We start from the raw sequence: 16,059 nt of genomic DNA, 5'->3' as shown, positions 1-16,059 counted from the left end.
CCGGTCCTCGGTGAGAACTCTGCGCTGTGCCAGGATCTGGATTAGGTTGCTTCTTCAGATGGTACGCCGAATGCGTAGGGGGAGTTGACTTGTCGAGTGAGCAGCAGCCGACCGGCAGTGGGCAGACGCACCTGTGGACGATTGTCGGCAGCGTGGCGGGAGTGCTCGGGGTGGTGGCTACGGTGCTCGTCGGGGTGGCGCAGTGTTCGACAAATTCCGGGGAGGGCGGTACAGGGCTGGTGTCGACGGTGACGGTGCAGGCTTCGACTGTCGCACCGACGACGGTCGCGCCTACCACCGTTCAGGCCACCACGAGCGTGCCCTCATCGGGTACGTCCGCGAACCCCGGTGCGCTGCCGTCGGAGTCGCCGAGCAAGACGACGCTGCATTTCGGTCCGTACGGCAACGAGCGCGTGTGTCAGAGCGAGCTCGACAAGGTGATGCTCGGGTCGGCGAATTTCATCACGCGCGGTTGCCACGAGGGCGACTACGAGCGCGGACCCGGGTGGTATTTCAACTACAACTGATGGGGTGCCGTCGGTGGTGACGGCACCCCGGGGGATCAGCCGTAGTGGCAGATGTAGTGCATGGTGTCGACGACCTCGATGTCGAACGAGCTGTCGCCGGGGACCTTGAACGACTCGCCCGCGCGGTAGGTGATCGGGGTGGAGTCGCCGGCCAGGGTCACCTTCGCCTCGCCCGCGACCAGTTCCATGATCTCCGGGGCGCTGGTGGTGAAGGTCAGGCTGGACGGCTGGATGACACCCACCGACTTCGAGGTGCCGTCGGGCAGCTCGAGGCTGTAGCTGACACATTTGCCGTCGAAGTACACATTGGCCTTCTTGCTGACGGAGACGTTCTCGAACTTCGACATGGGTCCTTCCAGAAACTTAGGGGAGGCTCAGTCTAGCCAAGAGGGTTTGTGCGCAAGGACGCGCGCGGCCTCGGTGGGATCGCGTTGTGCCAACAGCGCCAGAATGCGAGCGGCCAGCTCCGGCACACTTTTCGTGGCGGCATTGAAGACGATGATCAGATCGGCATCAAAATACTGGTGCACCAGCATGTTTCGCATGCCTCGCACCAACTTCCAAGGGATCTCCGGTTGTGAATCCCGGGTCTCCTGCGTCAATGAGGAGGCCGCTTCGCCGATAATCGACAGCTGCCGGATCACGCCGTCTTGGCGGAGGTCGTCTTTCTGGAAACCCGAGAAGTCGAGGCCCTCGAGGTAGGACGCGATTCTGTAGTGGGCAGTGACGATGTCGGCAAGATGCAGATCTTCACGCCGCGACATGCAGGTCCTTCGCCTCAGCCAAGACGGCATCACGAATGAACCAGTGCAGGTACTTCTTCGGAACGACATCGACCCTTCGACCGAGAAGCTTCTCCAGCTCTTCTTGGAATCCGAAGAATTCCAGCCCGATATCGGTGTCCGGCTTCAGAGAGTAGAGCAGGTCGATGTCGCTGTCCGGTCTGTCGGATCCGCGGGCTACAGACCCGAAGACCGACAGCTCGACAACGTCGTACTTCTCGCACAGCGCCCGCAGCTGCGGCATGAGTGCCTCGAAATCGATCGCCATCTCGTCTCCTCCGGGGACGCAAGGTCAGGCTGCTGATTCCAGCTTAACGGGACGTGCCGCGGTGTCAGCTGCCGTAGCGGGCCAGGACCGAGCTGGCTTCCTGGGAGGCGGTGCCTTCCTGGGTCAGGTGGGCCATGGCTTCGGGGATTTCGCGGCCGTGATGGGTCATGGCCTGGGCGTAGAGGCGGCCGGCTCGGTAGGAGGAGCGGACGAGGGGGCCTGCCATGACGCCTGCGAAGCCGAGTTGTTCGGCGACCTTGGAGTGTTCGACGAATTCCTCGGGCTTCACCCAGCGGTCCACGGGGTGGTGGCGCGGCGACGGGCGAAGGTACTGGGTGATGGTGAGGATGTCGCAGCCGGCTTCGTGCAGGTCGCGCATCGCTTCGGTGACCTCTTCGGGGGTTTCGCCCATGCCGAGGATGAGGTTGGACTTGGTGACCAGGCCTGCCTCGCGGGCCGCGGTGATCACCGCGAGGGAACGCTCGTAGCGGAACGCGGGGCGGATGCGCTTGAAGATGCGCGGCACCGTTTCCAGGTTGTGGGCGAGCACCTCGGGACGGGTGGAGAACACCTCGGCGAGCTGGTCGGGGTCGGCGTTGAAGTCGGGGATGAGCAGCTCGACACCGGTGCCGGGGTTGAGGGCCTTGATGGCGCGCACGGTTTCGGCGTAGAGCCAGGCGCCGCCGTCGTCGAGGTCGTCGCGGGCCACACCGGTGATGGTGGAGTAGCGCAGACCCATGGCCTGCACGCTTTCGGCGACGCGGCGGGGTTCGTCGCGGTCGAGGGCGGCGGGCTTGCCGGTGTCGATCTGGCAGAAGTCGCAGCGGCGGGTGCACTGTTCGCCGCCGATGAGGAAGGTGGCCTCACGGTCTTCCCAGCATTCGAAGATGTTGGGGCAGCCCGCTTCCTCGCAGACGGTATGCAGGCCTTCGCGTTTCACCAGGCCCTTGAGCTCGCTGTACTCGGGGCCCATGGTGGCGCGGGTGCGAATCCACTTGGGTTTGCGTTCGATCGGCGTTTCCGCGTTGCGCGCCTCGATGCGCAGCAGCTTGCGTCCGGCGGGGGCAGAGGCGTCTACGGAGCTCACTGGACCGACTCTACGCTCGGGGCCCGCTCGGGCGCGGGGCCGGTGGTGCGATCGATGTCATGCGGGCGGACGGGAATTTCTCCGTCGAGCGCGGCAACGATCGCGGTGGCGACGAGCGGCTTGATCTCGGCGACGGTGACCTCGCGACCCAGCTCACGGGTCAGGGTGGTGACACCCGCGTCCTTGATGCCGCAGGGCACGATGGCCTGGAAACCGTCGAGGGCGGAGTTGCAGTTGAGCGAGATGCCGTGCAGGGCGACGCCGCGTTGCACGCGCACCCCGATCGCGGCGATCTTGCGTTCGGCGAAGTAGTCGGTGGCGGGCAACCACACTCCCGATCGGCCCTCGACCCGTCCGCAGGTGATGCCGAGACCCGAGATCACGTCGATCAGTGCTTCTTCGAGACGGCGCACGTACTGCACCACATCGACCGGTTCGGCCAGCCGGATGATCGGGTAGCCGACGAGCTGCCCCGGTCCGTGCCAGGTGATCTTGCCGCCCCGGTCGACCTGCACCACCGGGCTGCCGTCGATGGGCAGATCGTCGGCCTCGGTGCGGCGGCCCGCGGTGTAGACCGACGGGTGCTCCAGCAGTAGCAGCCGGTCGGTGCCCTCGCCTGCGGCGCGTTCGTCGGCGATCTGCCGTTGCAGCTCCCAGGCGGCGTGGTAGTCGATGAGTCCGAGATCCTCGACCACGATCGGGGTCGTATCGAATCGGGCGGACGCGGAGGGGCGCGTGTCGTTCACGATCCTGACGTTACGCCCGGCGGCCGACGACGCCAACGGATGGTCGGGCCGCCGTGTCGCACGATTGCCGAGCGGACGCGGGGTCACATGCCCGGGACGTCGACCAGCGGTGCTGGATAGGTGGAGCCGGGCAGGTCCGCGCGCCACGGGCGGTGGATGGTGCCGCCCGGCAGGTGGGCCAGTTCGGGGAGATGGCGGCGGACGTAGGTGCCGTCGGGGTCGTGACGGTCGGCCTGGCGGAGGGGGTTGAGGACGCGGTTGGGGCGCGTGTCGGTACCAGTGCCTGCGGCCCACTGCCAGTTGAGCTGGTTGTTGGCCAGATCAGCGTCGACGAGCCAGTGCAGGAAATGGGCGGCGCCGATCCGCCAGTCCAGGCGCAGGGTCTTCGTGAAGAACGACGCGGTGATGAGGCGGGCGCGCCCGGGCATCCAGCCGTCGGTGACGAGCTGACGCATCGCCGCATCGATGATCGGGTAACCGGTGCGGCCCTCCTTCCACGCGGTGACAGCTTGGGGATCTCGGCGCACCGGGAACGGGCCGGGGCGCAGGCTGGTGGACGCGGTGTCGGGACGGGCGGCGAGCAGCTGATGGTGGAAGTCGCGCCATGCGAGCTGGCGGGCGAAGGCATGACCGCCGTCGGTGGACAGGTCGGTGCGGTGCACGACCTCGACCGGGGACAGGCAGCCGAAGTGCAGGTACGGCGACAGGTGCGAGGTGGCATCGGCGGCGAGGTCGTCATTTCGGTCGGCGTAGTCGTCGATCGGGCCCGCCAGCCACTTGCTCAGGAGCGCGCGGCCGGTGATCTCGCCGCCGGTCGGGCAGTTCGGGGAAGGTTGTCCGGGCGACAGCTCGGCGACGGAAGGTATTGCCGTACTGGGGATGTCGGGTACGGCGAGCGCGCGGGGGCGGTCGAGTGGACGGCGGCGATGGGTGTCTACCCAGCGGCGGAAGTACGGGGTGAACACGGCGTAGTAGTCGCGGCCGGTGGCAGGCGCCAGGGCAGATGGGTCGACGGCGGTGATCACGGCCGAGTGTGGGTGAAGGGCGCAGTCCGGACGTCTGGCAGTCGTCACCACGCGCGTGGCTCGCGGTGGGTGAGCATCGGTCGACAGTACTGCGCGCAGGGCGTTCTCACGTCGGGCGGCGAAGGCGCTGACGTCCTGGGCGACGTGTACCGACTCCGCCCCGGTCTCCGCGACCACCCGCGTGACCTCGGTCGCGACGTGACCACGACGCACGACGAGACGGCCGCCGATGTCGCGCAAGCCCGCGTCTAGTTCGGTCAGGGCGCTCGCGAGGAAGGCCGCCCGGTTGGGCGGGCAACGATCGGGCACGAGGGCGTCGTCGACGACGAACAGCGGCACGACGGTGTCGGCGGACCGGCGGGCGGCGTCGAGGACGGGATTGTCGGCCAGGCGCAGGTCGCGCGTGAACAGGGCGATCGAGACGGTCATCGGGTGCACAGCGGGACGATGTCGGTGCGCCCGCCGGTGGTCGGCGTGGTCAGGTACAGGCAGGTGTTCTGGCCTGCCGTTTCGATCGCGGTGTGGATGTCGTCCCATGCGGCGGCGTCGAGGGTGGGTGTGCGGGAGAGGACGAATCCGGACAGGCGGCTCGGCGAAGTGACCAGCGCCCACGAGTACTCCGGGCCGAGCGCGGTGACGATGTAGTTGGTTTCTCCGTCCTGACCGGGTACGCCGGGGAAGGAGACGTTCAGCTGGGCGTTCGTGGCGGGGTCGGTGACGGTGGCGGTGCCACGGATCTCATCGATGCCGCCTGACCAGGTGTGGCAGCGGTTGTGCACGGCGACATCGCCTCGCTCGTCGAGCGAGTAGGTGGCGGTGGTGTCGCGCGCGCATGCGAGGTTGAACGGCTGGGGTACGGCGGCCAGCTGGTGCCAGACGCCGAGGTACCGGTCCAGTTCGAGGGACGGAACGGGAGCCGGGGGCGCCGCGGCTGCTGTGGCCGAGGACAAGGCGGTGATCGCAAGGGCGACGAAGGCGGTCGCGGCCGAACGGCGGAACGCGGATGGTAGGGCGATACGCACAAGGGCTCCTCGAAATTGTCGGTAGCGATAGGTTACCAAGAAACGATGCGCAAATGATTCATCGAGCGGAGAGTGTGCGTCGACGGTCGGAGACTTCGGCCGTATCGACCCCGGCGATGCTCATTCTGGGCTTGTGCGAGGGTCCTGCGGGCAGCGGAGAGCGCGCGTTCTGTGAGTGACGGGTCCGCACGATGGCCCCGAACCACGTCGGTAAGGCGGGATGAACGGGTTATCGGCAAGAATGGAGCGATGTCCGCCGGTTCAGCCCCTGTCTCCGATGCGGCCGGTTACACGGTGCGCGCCGTGGCGGACCGGCTCGGGATTCCGACTGCCACCCTGCGCAGCTGGAACCGGCGCTACGACATCGGTCCCGCACAGGATCGCCCGGGCAAGCACCGCCTCTACACCGAGGCCGACATCGCCGCGCTCGAACGCATGCTCGCGCTGATTCGTGACGGCGCGAGCCCGGCCGGTGCCGCCGCCACCGTGCGCGGCATCGCCGTGCTGCCCGGCGATCGCTTGCCGCTGCTCGATGCGGCCTTCGCTCTCGACTCGGGCCGGGTTGTCGCACTGCTCGAGGCGCACGTGCGCGCGGTCGGCATCGTGGAAACCTGGGACGGTTTGTGCAGACCCGCCTTCGCCGATGTCGTCGCGCGTCAGAGCAGCGGCGAGGGCTGTATCGACGTCGAACACCTGCTGTCGTGGTGCATCACATCGGTCATGCAGCGCACCCATGCCCCACACGCCCGCCCCGACCACACCATCCTGCTGGCCTGCACGGGCGGCGAAACCCATTCGCTCCCACTCGAAGTGCTGCGCGCCGCCCTGGCGGAGCAGGGGATAGGCGCGCGCATGCTCGGCGCGGACGTGCCGACCGTCGCCCTCGCCGACGCACTGGCCCGGCCGAGCGGACCGACCTCGGTCCTGCTCTGGTCACAACGAGAATCCACCGCGTTGACCTCAGCGGTGGTCGCCGGCCTGGCGGCCGGGGCGCAGGTGTTCGTCGGCGGCCCGGGCTGGCAGGAGGTGCTGCTGCCCCCCGAGGTACAGCGCGTCGACGGACTGACCGAAGCGGTCGCCCTGCTCGGTGCGGACTCCTCTCGACTCGCCGACACCGAAGCCGCTGCGAATCAACGACAGTGACACCCGGTCGGCTATCTACAGACCACGCGCATAACGGACGGACGCGGCCACTGCCTCCATGTCGATGACCAGCCCCGGTTCCCGTTCCATGGCTTCACGGAATTCGAGCATCGCGTCATCGACCGTGCTGCGTTGCGCCAGCGCGATCAGCTCCCGACGCGCGTAATCGCTCAGCGGCATCCCCGCTGCGGCCGCGCGACCGGTGAAAACACTCCAGGCTTCCGCCGGAAGGTCGTAGACATCAAGCAATGCCGTTGCACCGGAATCGATCTCCGGCCCCGGATGCCCCGGCCGCTCCTCCACCAGGAAGTCCACCACAGCGTCCAGCGGCACACGCCGCCCCGCCAGCGCGATCAGTTCTCGACGCACATACTCCAACACCGGTAAGCCGGCAGCGCGAGCTCGCCGACGAAAGACAGCATCAGTTGCCGCGGGCAAGTCCTCGATCTCGATCAGCGCCATATCAGACACCGTATGCGTGGCAACCGCCCACGAGCAATGGGTCGACACCAGCCAGCCTCACCCGAGCCACCTCAGCTTGCCGCCGCTGAGCTCGATAATCAACCAATGCGACGGAGTCGGCCAATGAGCGCTCGCTCAAACTTGCGGCCCACCTCGGGTTCCGGCGAGTCACCACCTTCGAATGGTTCGAGGTCGAGCAGAGTCTTTGCCTGTCGAGGCTGCACTCGTTCAGGGCCTTGAACTGCTGGCAGGTGCCTCTGATCAGCGGCCGAGCAGGTGACGCAGGGTTTGTTCGAGGTCAGGGGTTCGGAAGGGGTGGGTGGAGGCGGTGAGGCGGGTGGGGGCGACTCGTTGGCCTGCTTCGGCGAGTTCGCGGGCACCTTGGCGACCGAGGAGTAGGGCGGGGCCGAAGGAGGGGACGGGTAGTAGGGCGGGGCGGTGGAGGACGTGGGCCAGGGTGCGGGTGTAGTCGGTATTGCGGACGGGGTTCGGGGCGACCGCGTTGACCGGTCCGGCGAGTGCGGTGTCCCAGAGTGCGCGGTGGTAGATGTCGAGGAGGTCGTCGATGCCGATCCAGGACTGCCACTGGGTTCCGGGGCCGATGCGGCCGCCGAGGCCGGCGGTGAAGAGGGGGCGCAGCAGGCGCAGGGTGCCGCCTGCTGGGGATTGGACGATGCCGGTGCGGATGCGGACCACGCGGACGCCCGCGTGTGCTGCGGGGTCGGTTGCGGCCTCCCAGGCTGCGACCACGTCGGCGAGGAAACCGTCTCCGCGCGTGGAGTTCTCGGTGAGGATCTCGTCGCCGCGGTCGTAGCCGTAGTAGCCGATGGCGGACGCGGAGACGAAGGTGGGGACACCGCAGCGGGCGGCGGTTTCGGCGAGGGCGCGGGTGGGGCCGATGCGGCTGTCGGCGATCGCGTGGCGGTGTTCGTCGGTGAAGCGGCCGGCGATTCCGGCGCCTGCCAAGTGGACGACCGCGTCGACGCCCTTCAGCAGGTCCGGTGCAGGATCGTCGGGATTCCAGTGGCGTTCGGCGGGGTCGTTGGTCGGGCGGCGGACCAGGCGGATCACCCGGTGCCCACCCGTGGACAGGAACGCGCACAAGGCGGTGCCGACCAACCCGGACGCTCCGGTGACCGCGATCGTCCGCGCGGCGAAACCTGTTGCGGCGGCACGTTGGTGAGCCGCGAGATCACCGGCGAGCTGGCGATAGCGATAGTCGAACATCGGCTGTAGCAAGCGGGTGGGGATCGGGGTGTCGACGCGGTCGATAACCGCGGTGTGCTCGGCGTCGACCTCGGCGAATTCGTGGGTGTGCCGCCACGGCAGCAGGCGGCCGAGCGGCGCCGAGGCCAGACCGTCGACGGCCACCTCGTCGGCGAAAGACACGGGCGGATCGTAGGCCGCGGGGTCGTGCCGGGCGATCCAGCGCAAGCCACCGGGAAGACCGAGGACTGCGGCGCCACGGGCAAGGTCGGAGGATTCCGCCAGCAGCCGCACCGGCTGCCACGGCGGCGCCAATCGGGTGAACGCGCCGGGCCGCTCGAACCAGCGGAACACCTCGGCACGGGGTGCTGTGACAACGCTCGAACAGTCGATGCCCATACCCCGACTGTAGCCGTCCCCGGAAAGACGATGAAGCGTTCAAGCATCGTTTCGCGACTCCGGGCCTGCCGGGGTTCCGGGCCCGCCGGTGAAAGGCTGCGGAATGTCAGCGCGGTTCGAGAGGGAACAACCTCTGCATGAGCGTGAGATCCATCCAGCGACCGAATTTATGCCCCACCTCGGGCAATTCGCCGACGACCCGGAACCCGAACCGTTCGTGGAGGACGATCGATGCGGCGTTGCCGGACTCGATGGCGGCGATCATCGCATGCACGCGTCCGGAATCCGTTGCGCGAGCGATCAATTCGGTGAGCAGCGCGGTGGCAACTCCGCGACGCTGGAAACGCTCACCGACATAGACGGAGTTCTCGACGGAATACCGGTAGCCGGTTTTGGGCCGCCACTGCCCGTAGGACGCGTAACCGGCCACCTCACCGTCGATCTCGGCGACCAGCACCGGCATCCCCGCCGCGGTGCGGTCGGCGAACCAGGTGAGCCGGTCGTCGAGATCCACCTGATCGGTGTCCCAGATCGCGGTCGACTCGGCGATGTTGGCGTTGTGGATCTCCAGCACGGTCGGCAGGTCGGCTTTGTCGGCGTCGCGAATCAGCATGGGCGCCTTCATGATCGGCCGACGGTCGCGGCGAGCGCGGCGCCGATGGTCGGATGCTGGAAGGTGTAACCCGCCTTTTCCAGCGCGGCGGGAATGGCCCGTGGACCGGTGAGCAGCGCCTCGTCCGCGAGCTCACCGACCACCGTCCGCAATGCGAACGCGGGCACGATGAGTGGGGCGGGGCGATGCAGGGCGCGACCGAGTGCGCGGGTGAACTCGGCATTGGTGACCGGAGCCGGGCCGACGGCATTGATCGGCCCGGACAGGTCGGGATGGGTGAGCGCGAAGACGATCGCGCCCACCTCGTCGTCCAGAGAGATCCACGGCGTGTACTGGCGCCCGCTACCCAAACGGCCACCGAGTCCGAGCCAGTACAGCGGATGCAACATGCTCAGCATGCCGCCGTTGCGGGCGAGCACCACCGCACTGCGCACCAACACCGTGCGCACTCCCGCATCGGTGGCGGGCGCAGTGGCCGCTTCCCAGTCGCGACACAGCGTCGCGAGGAAACCTGTTCCGCTGGAAGCGGTTTCGTCGACGATCGAGTCGCCGGTCGTGCCGCCGTAGTACTGCGCGCCGCTGGCGTTCATCAGCGTCGGCACGCCGGCGGCGGCGACCGCCGTGGCGAGGACATCGGTGGGGGTGATCCGGCTGTCGCGCAGCAATTGCTTGTAGCTGCCGTTCCAGCGGCGCGCACCGATACTCGCGCCGCACAGATTCACCACCGCGTCGGCCCCGCGCAACGCCCGCTCGTCGAGCTGGGCGCGCGCAGGATCCCACGCGAATTCGTCCGGTGCCGCGGGAGCGCGGCGCACCAGCCGGGACACCTCGTGCCCGTCGCGGCGCAGAGCCGCGACGAGCGCCGTCCCGATCAGACCGGACGAACCGGCGATGACCACCTTCATCGAAACGACCTGCTACAGACCGAGATCGGCCTCGAACGCCGCCTCTTCCAACCGGTGCTTGATGGTGGTGAGGAAGCGGCCCGCGTCGGCGCCGTCGATGAGCCGGTGATCGTAGGTGAGCGGCAGGTAGACCATCGACCGCACGCCGATGGACTCGCCACCGGTCTCGTCGGTGACGACCACCGGACGCTTCACGATCGCGCCGGTACCGAGCATGGCCGCCTGCGGCGGAACCAGGATCGGGGTGTCGAACAGCGCGCCCTCGGAACCGATGTTGGTGATGGTGAAGGTGCCACCCGACAGCTCGTCGGGCTTGAGCCCACCGTTGCGGGCGCGGTTGGCGATGTCGGCGATCGCGCGGGCCAGCCCGGCCAGCGACAGATCGCTGGCGTTGTGGATGACCGGCGAGAGCAGACCCTGCTCGGTGTCGACCGCGATACCCAGGTGCACCGACGCGTGGTAGGTGATCTCCTTGGTGTCCTCGTTGTAGGAGGCGTTCACGTTCGGGTGCACACCGAGGGCCTCGACGACGGCCTTGGCGAAGAACGGCAGGTACGTCAGGTTGACGCCCTCGCGGTTCTTGAACGAGGCCTTCGCGAGCTGCCGCAGATGCGCGATCTTGGTGACATCGGCCTCGTGGACCTGGGTCAGCTGCGCGGTGGTCTGCAGCGATTCGCGCGTCTTGGTCGCGGTGATCTGCCGGATGCGGCTCGCCTTCTGGGTGGAACCCACGAGACCGGCCAGCTTGGGAGCCGCCGTCTGCTTGGCCGGGGCCGCGGCGGGGGCCGACGCGGCGGCGGGCGCGGGCTCCGGTGCCTTCTTGGCTTCGGCGGCGGCGAGCACGTCCTGCTTGCGGATGCGTCCACCCACACCGGAACCGGTGAGGCTCGACAGATCGACGCCGTTCTCCTCGGCCAGCTTGCGCACCAGCGGAGTCACGTACGGGGTGCTGCCGTTACCTGCCGACGCGGCCTGCGCGGGCGCGGGCTTGGCGGCGGGCGCGGGCTTCGGCGCGGGAGCGGGCTCCGGCTTGGGCTCGGGCTTCGGAGCCGGTGCCGCTTCCTGCTTCGGCTCGGCCTTCGGAGCCGGCGCGGCTTCGGGCTTGGGCTCGGGCTTCGGCTCCGGCGCGGGGGCGGCGGCGGGCTTGCCACTGCCGATCACACCGAGCTGACCGCCGACGGCGACGACGTCGTCCTCCTGCGCGGAGATCTCGAGCAGCGTGCCCGCGACCGGCGAGGGGATCTCGGTGTCGACCTTGTCGGTGGAGACCTCGAGCAGCGGCTCGTCGACGGCGACCTCGTCACCGACGGCCTTGAGCCAGCGGGTGACGGTGCCCTCGGTGACGGACTCGCCCAGCTCGGGCATCTTCACGGGGGTGCCGGACGACGCGTCGGCCTGAGCGGGCGCGGCGGCGGGCTCGGGGGCCGGTGCCTGCGCGGCGGGCTCGGGCTCCGGCTCGGGTTCGGCGGCCACGGATTCCTCGGCGGGCGCGGGGGCGGAAGCGGGGGCTTCGCCGGCGTCACTGATCACGCCGAGCTCACCGCCGACCTCGACGACATCGTCTTCCTGGGCGACGATCTTCGACAGCACACCGGCGGTGGGCGACGGGATCTCGGTGTCGACTTTGTCGGTGGAGACTTCGAGCAGCGGTTCGTCGACCTCGACCGTGTCTCCTTCCTGCTTCAGCCACCTGGTCACCGTTCCCTCGGTGACGCTCTCACCAAGAGCCGGCATCTGGACGGAGAAGGCCATGTCCTCTGACTCCTCTGACTGTTCGACGGGTAATACAACAGTGCTTCGACCCCGGTGGGCATTACGTCGCGGGTCGCGGCGTGTGTCCACCCCGACCGTGTGGCGGGACTCCCGGGAATCGTTGGTTCTTGTTCCGGCAACCATCCTTGCACTCGCCCGCCGCGTCTGTGGCGCTGGGCGGCAATCCGTGCGGAGCTGGCACCATGGAATGTACGGCGGTGAGCAGAATTCCGTCGGAAAGCAGAAGGGCTGAGCCGGTGGGTTTGCTGGATCGTTTCCGCGGGGTGCGGGGCCGGAGCAGGTCAGTCGCGCGTGAGAACGCCTCGGAGGTGCGCGCGCTCGCGCAGTGGGCGCGGGCGCGGCACGGAGTCGAGGCGTTCATCGAGCCCAAGACTACTGTGACCGATGTCACAGCGGTCCTGGTGGCGGCGGACGGCGAATGGACGCGCCGGATCGTCGGCGAGCACGGCGCGCGCCGCCTGGCCGACACGTTGCGCGTGCCGGTGTACGACGTGACCAAGACGGGTTATCCCCAGCGGATGCGCGACTTCGACGCCCGCCGCCGCATCGAGCAGCGGCGGGCCAGGGAAGCCGAGCTGGATGAGTGACTACTCCGCGCCGATCTGTTCGATCACCGCGATGAGCGTGCGCACCGGGACACCGGTGCCGCCCTTGCCGATATAGCCGAACGGTCCGCCGGTGTTGTAGGCCGGACCGGCCACGTCCAGGTGCGCCCACTGCACGCCCTCGGGCACGAATTCCTTGAGGAACAGCGCCGCCGCGAGCATGCCGCCCCATCGGTGCGGCGTGACATTGGCCAGGTCGGCGACCTTGGAGTTCAGGTCCGCGCGCAGTTCGCTCGGCAGCGGCATGGCCCAGCCGTTCTCGCCGACCGCGCGCGAGATCTCGGCGACGCGATCGCGGAACTCGTCGGTGCCCATCACGCCCGGGGTGCGGGTGCCGAGCGCGACCATCTGCGCGCCGGTGAGGGTGGCGACGTCGATGAGGTAGTCGGGGTCGTCCTCGACGGCGCGCACAATGGCGTCGGCGAGGATGAGCCTGCCCTCGGCATCGGTGTTGATGACTTCGACCGTGGTGCCGCCGTATTGGGTGAGCACGTCGCCGGGGCGCTGCGCGGTGGCCGACGGCATGTTCTCGGCCATCGGCACGGTCGCGGTGACGGTGACCGGAAGACCGAGGCGCGCGGCGAGCAGCACGGTCGCGATGACCGCCGCCGCACCGGCCATGTCGGAGGTCATGTTCTCCATGTTCGCGGCGGGCTTGATCGAGATGCCGCCGGTGTCGAAGGTGATGCCCTTGCCGACCAGCGCGACCTTCTTTGGCCCGCCTGCATAGGTGATGCGCACCAGCCGCGGCGGGCGGGAGGAACCCTGACCGACGCCGATGATGCCGCCGTAACCGGCTGCCGCCAAAGCGTTCTCGTCGAGCACCTCTACCTCGAGCCCGGCGGCTTCGGCGAGCACACGGGCCCGGTCGGCGAACTCGGCGGGGTACAGCGCGCTCGGCGGGGTGTTCACGAAATCGCGTGCGGTGGCGACGGCTTCGGCGACCAGCTGGGCGCGCAGCAGTTCCAGCACCCCGAATTCCGGTTCCGGAACCAGCAGTTCGACGCGGACCACCGGCTGTTCGTCGGGCTTGGGCGCGCTCTTGGCCGACTTGAACGCGGAGAAGGTGTAGGCGCCCAGGTAGAAGCCCTCGGCGGCGGCGCCCAGATCGATGCCGGACAGGGTGGTGGCGACGAGCTCGGTGCCCGACAGCGCGCGGGCCGCGACGCCGGCGCTGCGGCGGACCTGCTCGGCGTCGACCTTCTCGGCCGCGCCGAGACCCACGGCGAGCACGCTGGTGACGTTGTCCAGCGCCGCCGGTGCGGGTACCCGGGTGAGTTCCTCGGGCTTGCCCTTGGCACCGACCGCGCCGAGCGCGTCGAGCAGCTCCGCGCGGACCTCGGGGGTGAGCACGTCGCCGAAGAGGTCGGCCGGGGCGATGGCCGGTCCGTTCTCCGAGGAGGTCAAGCCGATCACGAGCACATCGGTATCCGCGGTGAGCGATTCGATGCGTGCCAGTTCCGGTCCGAGTGAACGATCTGCAACAGCGGTCATCGACCCAGATTATGTGGTGGGCGCTCGGGGGCGCACAGCTAGGTGAGCTCGGCCGCGAGCCGCGTCGCGTTCATGTACCCGATCGCTTCGATGGTCACCATCGGGTTCACCCCGGGTGCGGTGGGGAAGCAGGAGCCGTCGGCGACGACGATGTTGCCGACGTCCCAGGTGGCGCCGTCCGGGTTGGTCGCGGACTGCTCGGCCGTGCCGCCCATCCGGGCCGAGCCCATGATGTGCAGCGCGCCCATCGAGCAGCGTCCCGGGCCGTATCCGGCCCGTTCGCAGGCGGCCTCGAACTGGGCGAGCGAGCCGTCGGCGCCCGGTGTGAAGGAGATGCCCGCCTGGTGACCGGAGTAGATGCGTTGCGCGCCCGCGGCTTCGAGCATGGTCGCCGCGCCGACGATGCCGGTGTGCAGGTGGGCGGCGTCGTAGTCGGAGAGCCGGTATTTCACGACCGGTTCGCCGTTGCGGTCCACCGTCACGGTCCCCGGGTCCCGGTCGCGAGTGATGACGCCGATGGAGGTGGTGCGGGAGAATTCGAGCATGGCGTCGCGATGCTGCCGTGCGCCGCGCCAGTTCATGAACCCGGTGGCCAGGCCAGGGTGCACCGGGCCGGTCTCGTAGATGACGCCGAAGCCGTTGCCGTCGAGGTCGGCGTGGTGCCTGCTGATCCGCGCCTGCAGCGCGCCCTCCCAGGGCCGGATCTCGTCCTCGAACACCCCGAACACGGCGGCGGCGGGGTGTAGGCGCAGGTGGCGGCCGATATTCGGGTTGCGCAGACCCGACCGGCGCAGCAGCGCGGGCGTCTGCACGGCACCCGCGGCGACGACGACCGCGCGTGCGCGCACCGTGATCTCGACGCCGTCGGAGGTGCGGGCCGACACCGATTCCGCCCGACCGGCTTTCACCGTGACGGTGCGGACGTCGGCGTCGACGACCAGCCGGGCGCCGTGCTCGGCGGCGTCGCGCAACCAGGTCTTGGTCGCCGACTGCTTGGCGCCGAGGCGGCAGCCGTAGCCGCAGCGACCGCATTCGATCGCCGCGTCGCAGGCGTCGCCGACATTGCGCGGCAGGGTGTCGACGTCCCAGCCGAGTGCTCGCGCGCCGCGTTCGAGAATGCCGTCGCGGGCCGAGATCGGCGATTTCGCGCGGGTGACGCCGATCCGCTCACTCACCACATCGAGCGCTGCGCCGAACTCGTCACCGGCGAACTGGGGGACGCCGAGGTCGGCCCATTCCGCGCGCACACGGTCGGGAACCGGCAACGAGGTACTCCAGTTGACGACGGTTCCGCCACCGAGGCAGCTACCCGCGACCAGCGTGAGCTGGCCTTCCGCCGTCGTCGCGGGGCCGGCCGCGTAGAGGGTGGTCAGCGCGGCGAGTTCGCCGTCGCCGAAGTCCTTGTCGTCGTAGTAGTTTCCGCGCTCTAGCACGATCACGTCGAGCCCGGCCCGCGCGAGTACGGCGGCCGCGGTGCCACCACCGGCGCCGGATCCGACGACGACCACATCGCAGTCGAGCGTGGTCGGCCGGGTGAACCGCTCCGGCTTCAGCTCCGGTGCGGCGGCGTCGGGTGCGGGGCCGGTCGGTGCCGGGTAGCCGATCCGCTCCCACAGCGGATTCGTGCCGGTCGGGCCGGGGGTGACGTTGTACGCCAGCAGGGAGGCCTGTTTCAGGGCCTGGAAGATCGCGCGGACCGGGGCGAGCCGCGAATCCGCGAGCCGCAGCAGGGCCGCCTCGCGCTGTGCCTGCGACAGGGTGGAGAACCGCCGGAAACCGGTACCGGTGAGCGCGCCGAACGCGCGGGTGTCCCACAGGTCGAGCAGGGTGGCGAACTGCTTTCGGTCGGCCTCGCGCGGGTTACGGCCGAGGATCGCGAGAATGGTTTCCACCGCGCCGAGGTCGGCGGCGCTGGGTAGTCCGGTCTCGTCGCCCGGTATGAACGTGTTGCAGATCGCGGCGAGCGTCGCGCGCTGTGCGGCCGTCGGTTCCATGAGGAAAC

17 protein-coding genes are annotated in these 16,059 nt (G+C 69.0%); 3 read left to right on the top strand and 14 right to left on the bottom strand.

The window, feature by feature from the left end; all coding sequences use genetic code 11:
• The first annotated feature begins 89 nt into the window (after positions 1 to 89).
• Positions 90 to 527, top strand: a complete 438-nt coding sequence (locus tag AB0I19_RS26470) for a hypothetical protein (RefSeq protein WP_357152145.1) — start codon at positions 90 to 92, stop codon at positions 525 to 527.
• Positions 528 to 562: 35 nt separating this feature from the next.
• Here the strand turns inward: AB0I19_RS26470 and AB0I19_RS26465 are convergent, their stop codons facing one another.
• The 7 genes from AB0I19_RS26465 to AB0I19_RS26435 form a co-directional block, all read right to left on the bottom strand.
• Entirely contained in the window at positions 563 to 874 is a 312-nt protein-coding gene (locus AB0I19_RS26465) for a pyrimidine/purine nucleoside phosphorylase (RefSeq protein WP_067496065.1), read from the bottom strand.
• A 27-nt stretch (positions 875 to 901) separates the two neighbouring features.
• On the bottom strand, positions 902 to 1,291 hold the full coding sequence (locus AB0I19_RS26460; protein WP_357152142.1) for a HepT-like ribonuclease domain-containing protein: 390 nt from the start codon (positions 1,289 to 1,291) through the stop codon (positions 902 to 904).
• The gene (locus tag AB0I19_RS26455) at positions 1,278 to 1,577 is read right to left on the bottom strand and encodes a nucleotidyltransferase family protein (protein ID WP_067643078.1); all 300 of its coding nucleotides are present in this window, start codon (positions 1,575 to 1,577) and stop codon (positions 1,278 to 1,280) included. The genes AB0I19_RS26460 and AB0I19_RS26455 overlap by 14 nt, the downstream gene beginning before the upstream one ends.
• A 64-nt stretch (positions 1,578 to 1,641) precedes the next feature.
• The gene (gene lipA, locus AB0I19_RS26450) at positions 1,642 to 2,664 is read right to left on the bottom strand and encodes a lipoyl synthase (protein ID WP_357152139.1); all 1,023 of its coding nucleotides are present in this window, start codon (positions 2,662 to 2,664) and stop codon (positions 1,642 to 1,644) included.
• Complete coding sequence (gene lipB, locus AB0I19_RS26445; RefSeq protein ID WP_067643319.1) at positions 2,661 to 3,410, bottom strand: lipoyl(octanoyl) transferase LipB; 750 nt, start codon at positions 3,408 to 3,410, stop codon at positions 2,661 to 2,663. The genes lipA and lipB overlap by 4 nt, the downstream gene beginning before the upstream one ends.
• Before the next feature lie 83 nt (positions 3,411 to 3,493).
• Entirely contained in the window at positions 3,494 to 4,864 is a 1,371-nt protein-coding gene (locus tag AB0I19_RS26440; RefSeq protein ID WP_357152136.1) for a deoxyribodipyrimidine photo-lyase, read from the bottom strand.
• Positions 4,861 to 5,394: a lipocalin family protein gene (locus AB0I19_RS26435; RefSeq protein WP_357152216.1), complete on the bottom strand. Its 534-nt coding sequence runs from the start codon at positions 5,392 to 5,394 to the stop codon at positions 4,861 to 4,863. Before AB0I19_RS26435 ends, AB0I19_RS26440 begins: the two co-directional genes overlap by 4 nt.
• 312 nt (positions 5,395 to 5,706) lie before the next feature.
• On the opposite strand from AB0I19_RS26435, the gene AB0I19_RS26430 reads away from it, so the two are divergent.
• On the top strand, positions 5,707 to 6,600 hold the full coding sequence (locus AB0I19_RS26430; protein WP_357152133.1) for a MerR family transcriptional regulator: 894 nt from the start codon (positions 5,707 to 5,709) through the stop codon (positions 6,598 to 6,600).
• Between the two features lie 15 nt (positions 6,601 to 6,615).
• On the opposite strand, the gene AB0I19_RS26425 is transcribed toward AB0I19_RS26430, so the two are convergent.
• The 5 genes from AB0I19_RS26425 to sucB all read right to left on the bottom strand — a co-directional run bounded on the left by AB0I19_RS26425 (position 6,616) and on the right by sucB (position 11,937).
• Entirely contained in the window at positions 6,616 to 7,062 is a 447-nt protein-coding gene (locus AB0I19_RS26425) for a hypothetical protein (protein WP_357152131.1), read from the bottom strand.
• Between the two features lie 261 nt (positions 7,063 to 7,323).
• Positions 7,324 to 8,667: a TIGR01777 family oxidoreductase gene (locus AB0I19_RS26420; protein ID WP_357152128.1), complete on the bottom strand. Its 1,344-nt coding sequence runs from the start codon at positions 8,665 to 8,667 to the stop codon at positions 7,324 to 7,326.
• Between the two features lie 106 nt (positions 8,668 to 8,773).
• Positions 8,774 to 9,280, bottom strand: coding sequence for a GNAT family N-acetyltransferase (locus AB0I19_RS26415; protein ID WP_067496167.1), 507 nt, complete (start codon positions 9,278 to 9,280; stop codon positions 8,774 to 8,776).
• An 8-nt stretch (positions 9,281 to 9,288) separates the two neighbouring features.
• The gene (locus AB0I19_RS26410) at positions 9,289 to 10,185 is read right to left on the bottom strand and encodes a TIGR01777 family oxidoreductase (RefSeq protein WP_357152125.1); all 897 of its coding nucleotides are present in this window, start codon (positions 10,183 to 10,185) and stop codon (positions 9,289 to 9,291) included.
• A gap of 12 nt (positions 10,186 to 10,197) precedes the next feature.
• Positions 10,198 to 11,937, bottom strand: coding sequence for a 2-oxoglutarate dehydrogenase, E2 component, dihydrolipoamide succinyltransferase (gene sucB / locus AB0I19_RS26405; protein ID WP_357152122.1), 1,740 nt, complete (start codon positions 11,935 to 11,937; stop codon positions 10,198 to 10,200).
• Between the two features lie 257 nt (positions 11,938 to 12,194).
• On the opposite strand from sucB, the gene AB0I19_RS26400 reads away from it, so the two are divergent.
• On the top strand, positions 12,195 to 12,545 hold the full coding sequence (locus tag AB0I19_RS26400) for an oxidoreductase (protein WP_357152119.1): 351 nt from the start codon (positions 12,195 to 12,197) through the stop codon (positions 12,543 to 12,545).
• Here AB0I19_RS26400 and AB0I19_RS26395 read toward each other — a convergent pair whose 3' ends face one another.
• Entirely contained in the window at positions 12,546 to 14,057 is a 1,512-nt protein-coding gene (locus AB0I19_RS26395) for a leucyl aminopeptidase (protein ID WP_357152116.1), read from the bottom strand.
• A 38-nt stretch (positions 14,058 to 14,095) separates the two neighbouring features.
• A complete protein-coding gene (locus AB0I19_RS26390) occupies positions 14,096 to 16,051 on the bottom strand; it encodes a GMC family oxidoreductase N-terminal domain-containing protein (protein WP_357152114.1) in 1,956 nt (651 codons plus the stop codon).
• Between the last annotated feature and the right edge of the window lie 8 nt (positions 16,052 to 16,059).

Source organism: Nocardia sp. NPDC050413 (genome assembly GCF_040655475.1).
Taxonomy (GTDB): Bacteria; Actinomycetota; Actinomycetes; order Mycobacteriales; family Mycobacteriaceae; genus Nocardia; species Nocardia coubleae.
The sequence above is the reverse complement of the archived record's forward strand: the minus strand, read 5'-3'. Positions and strand labels throughout refer to the sequence as shown.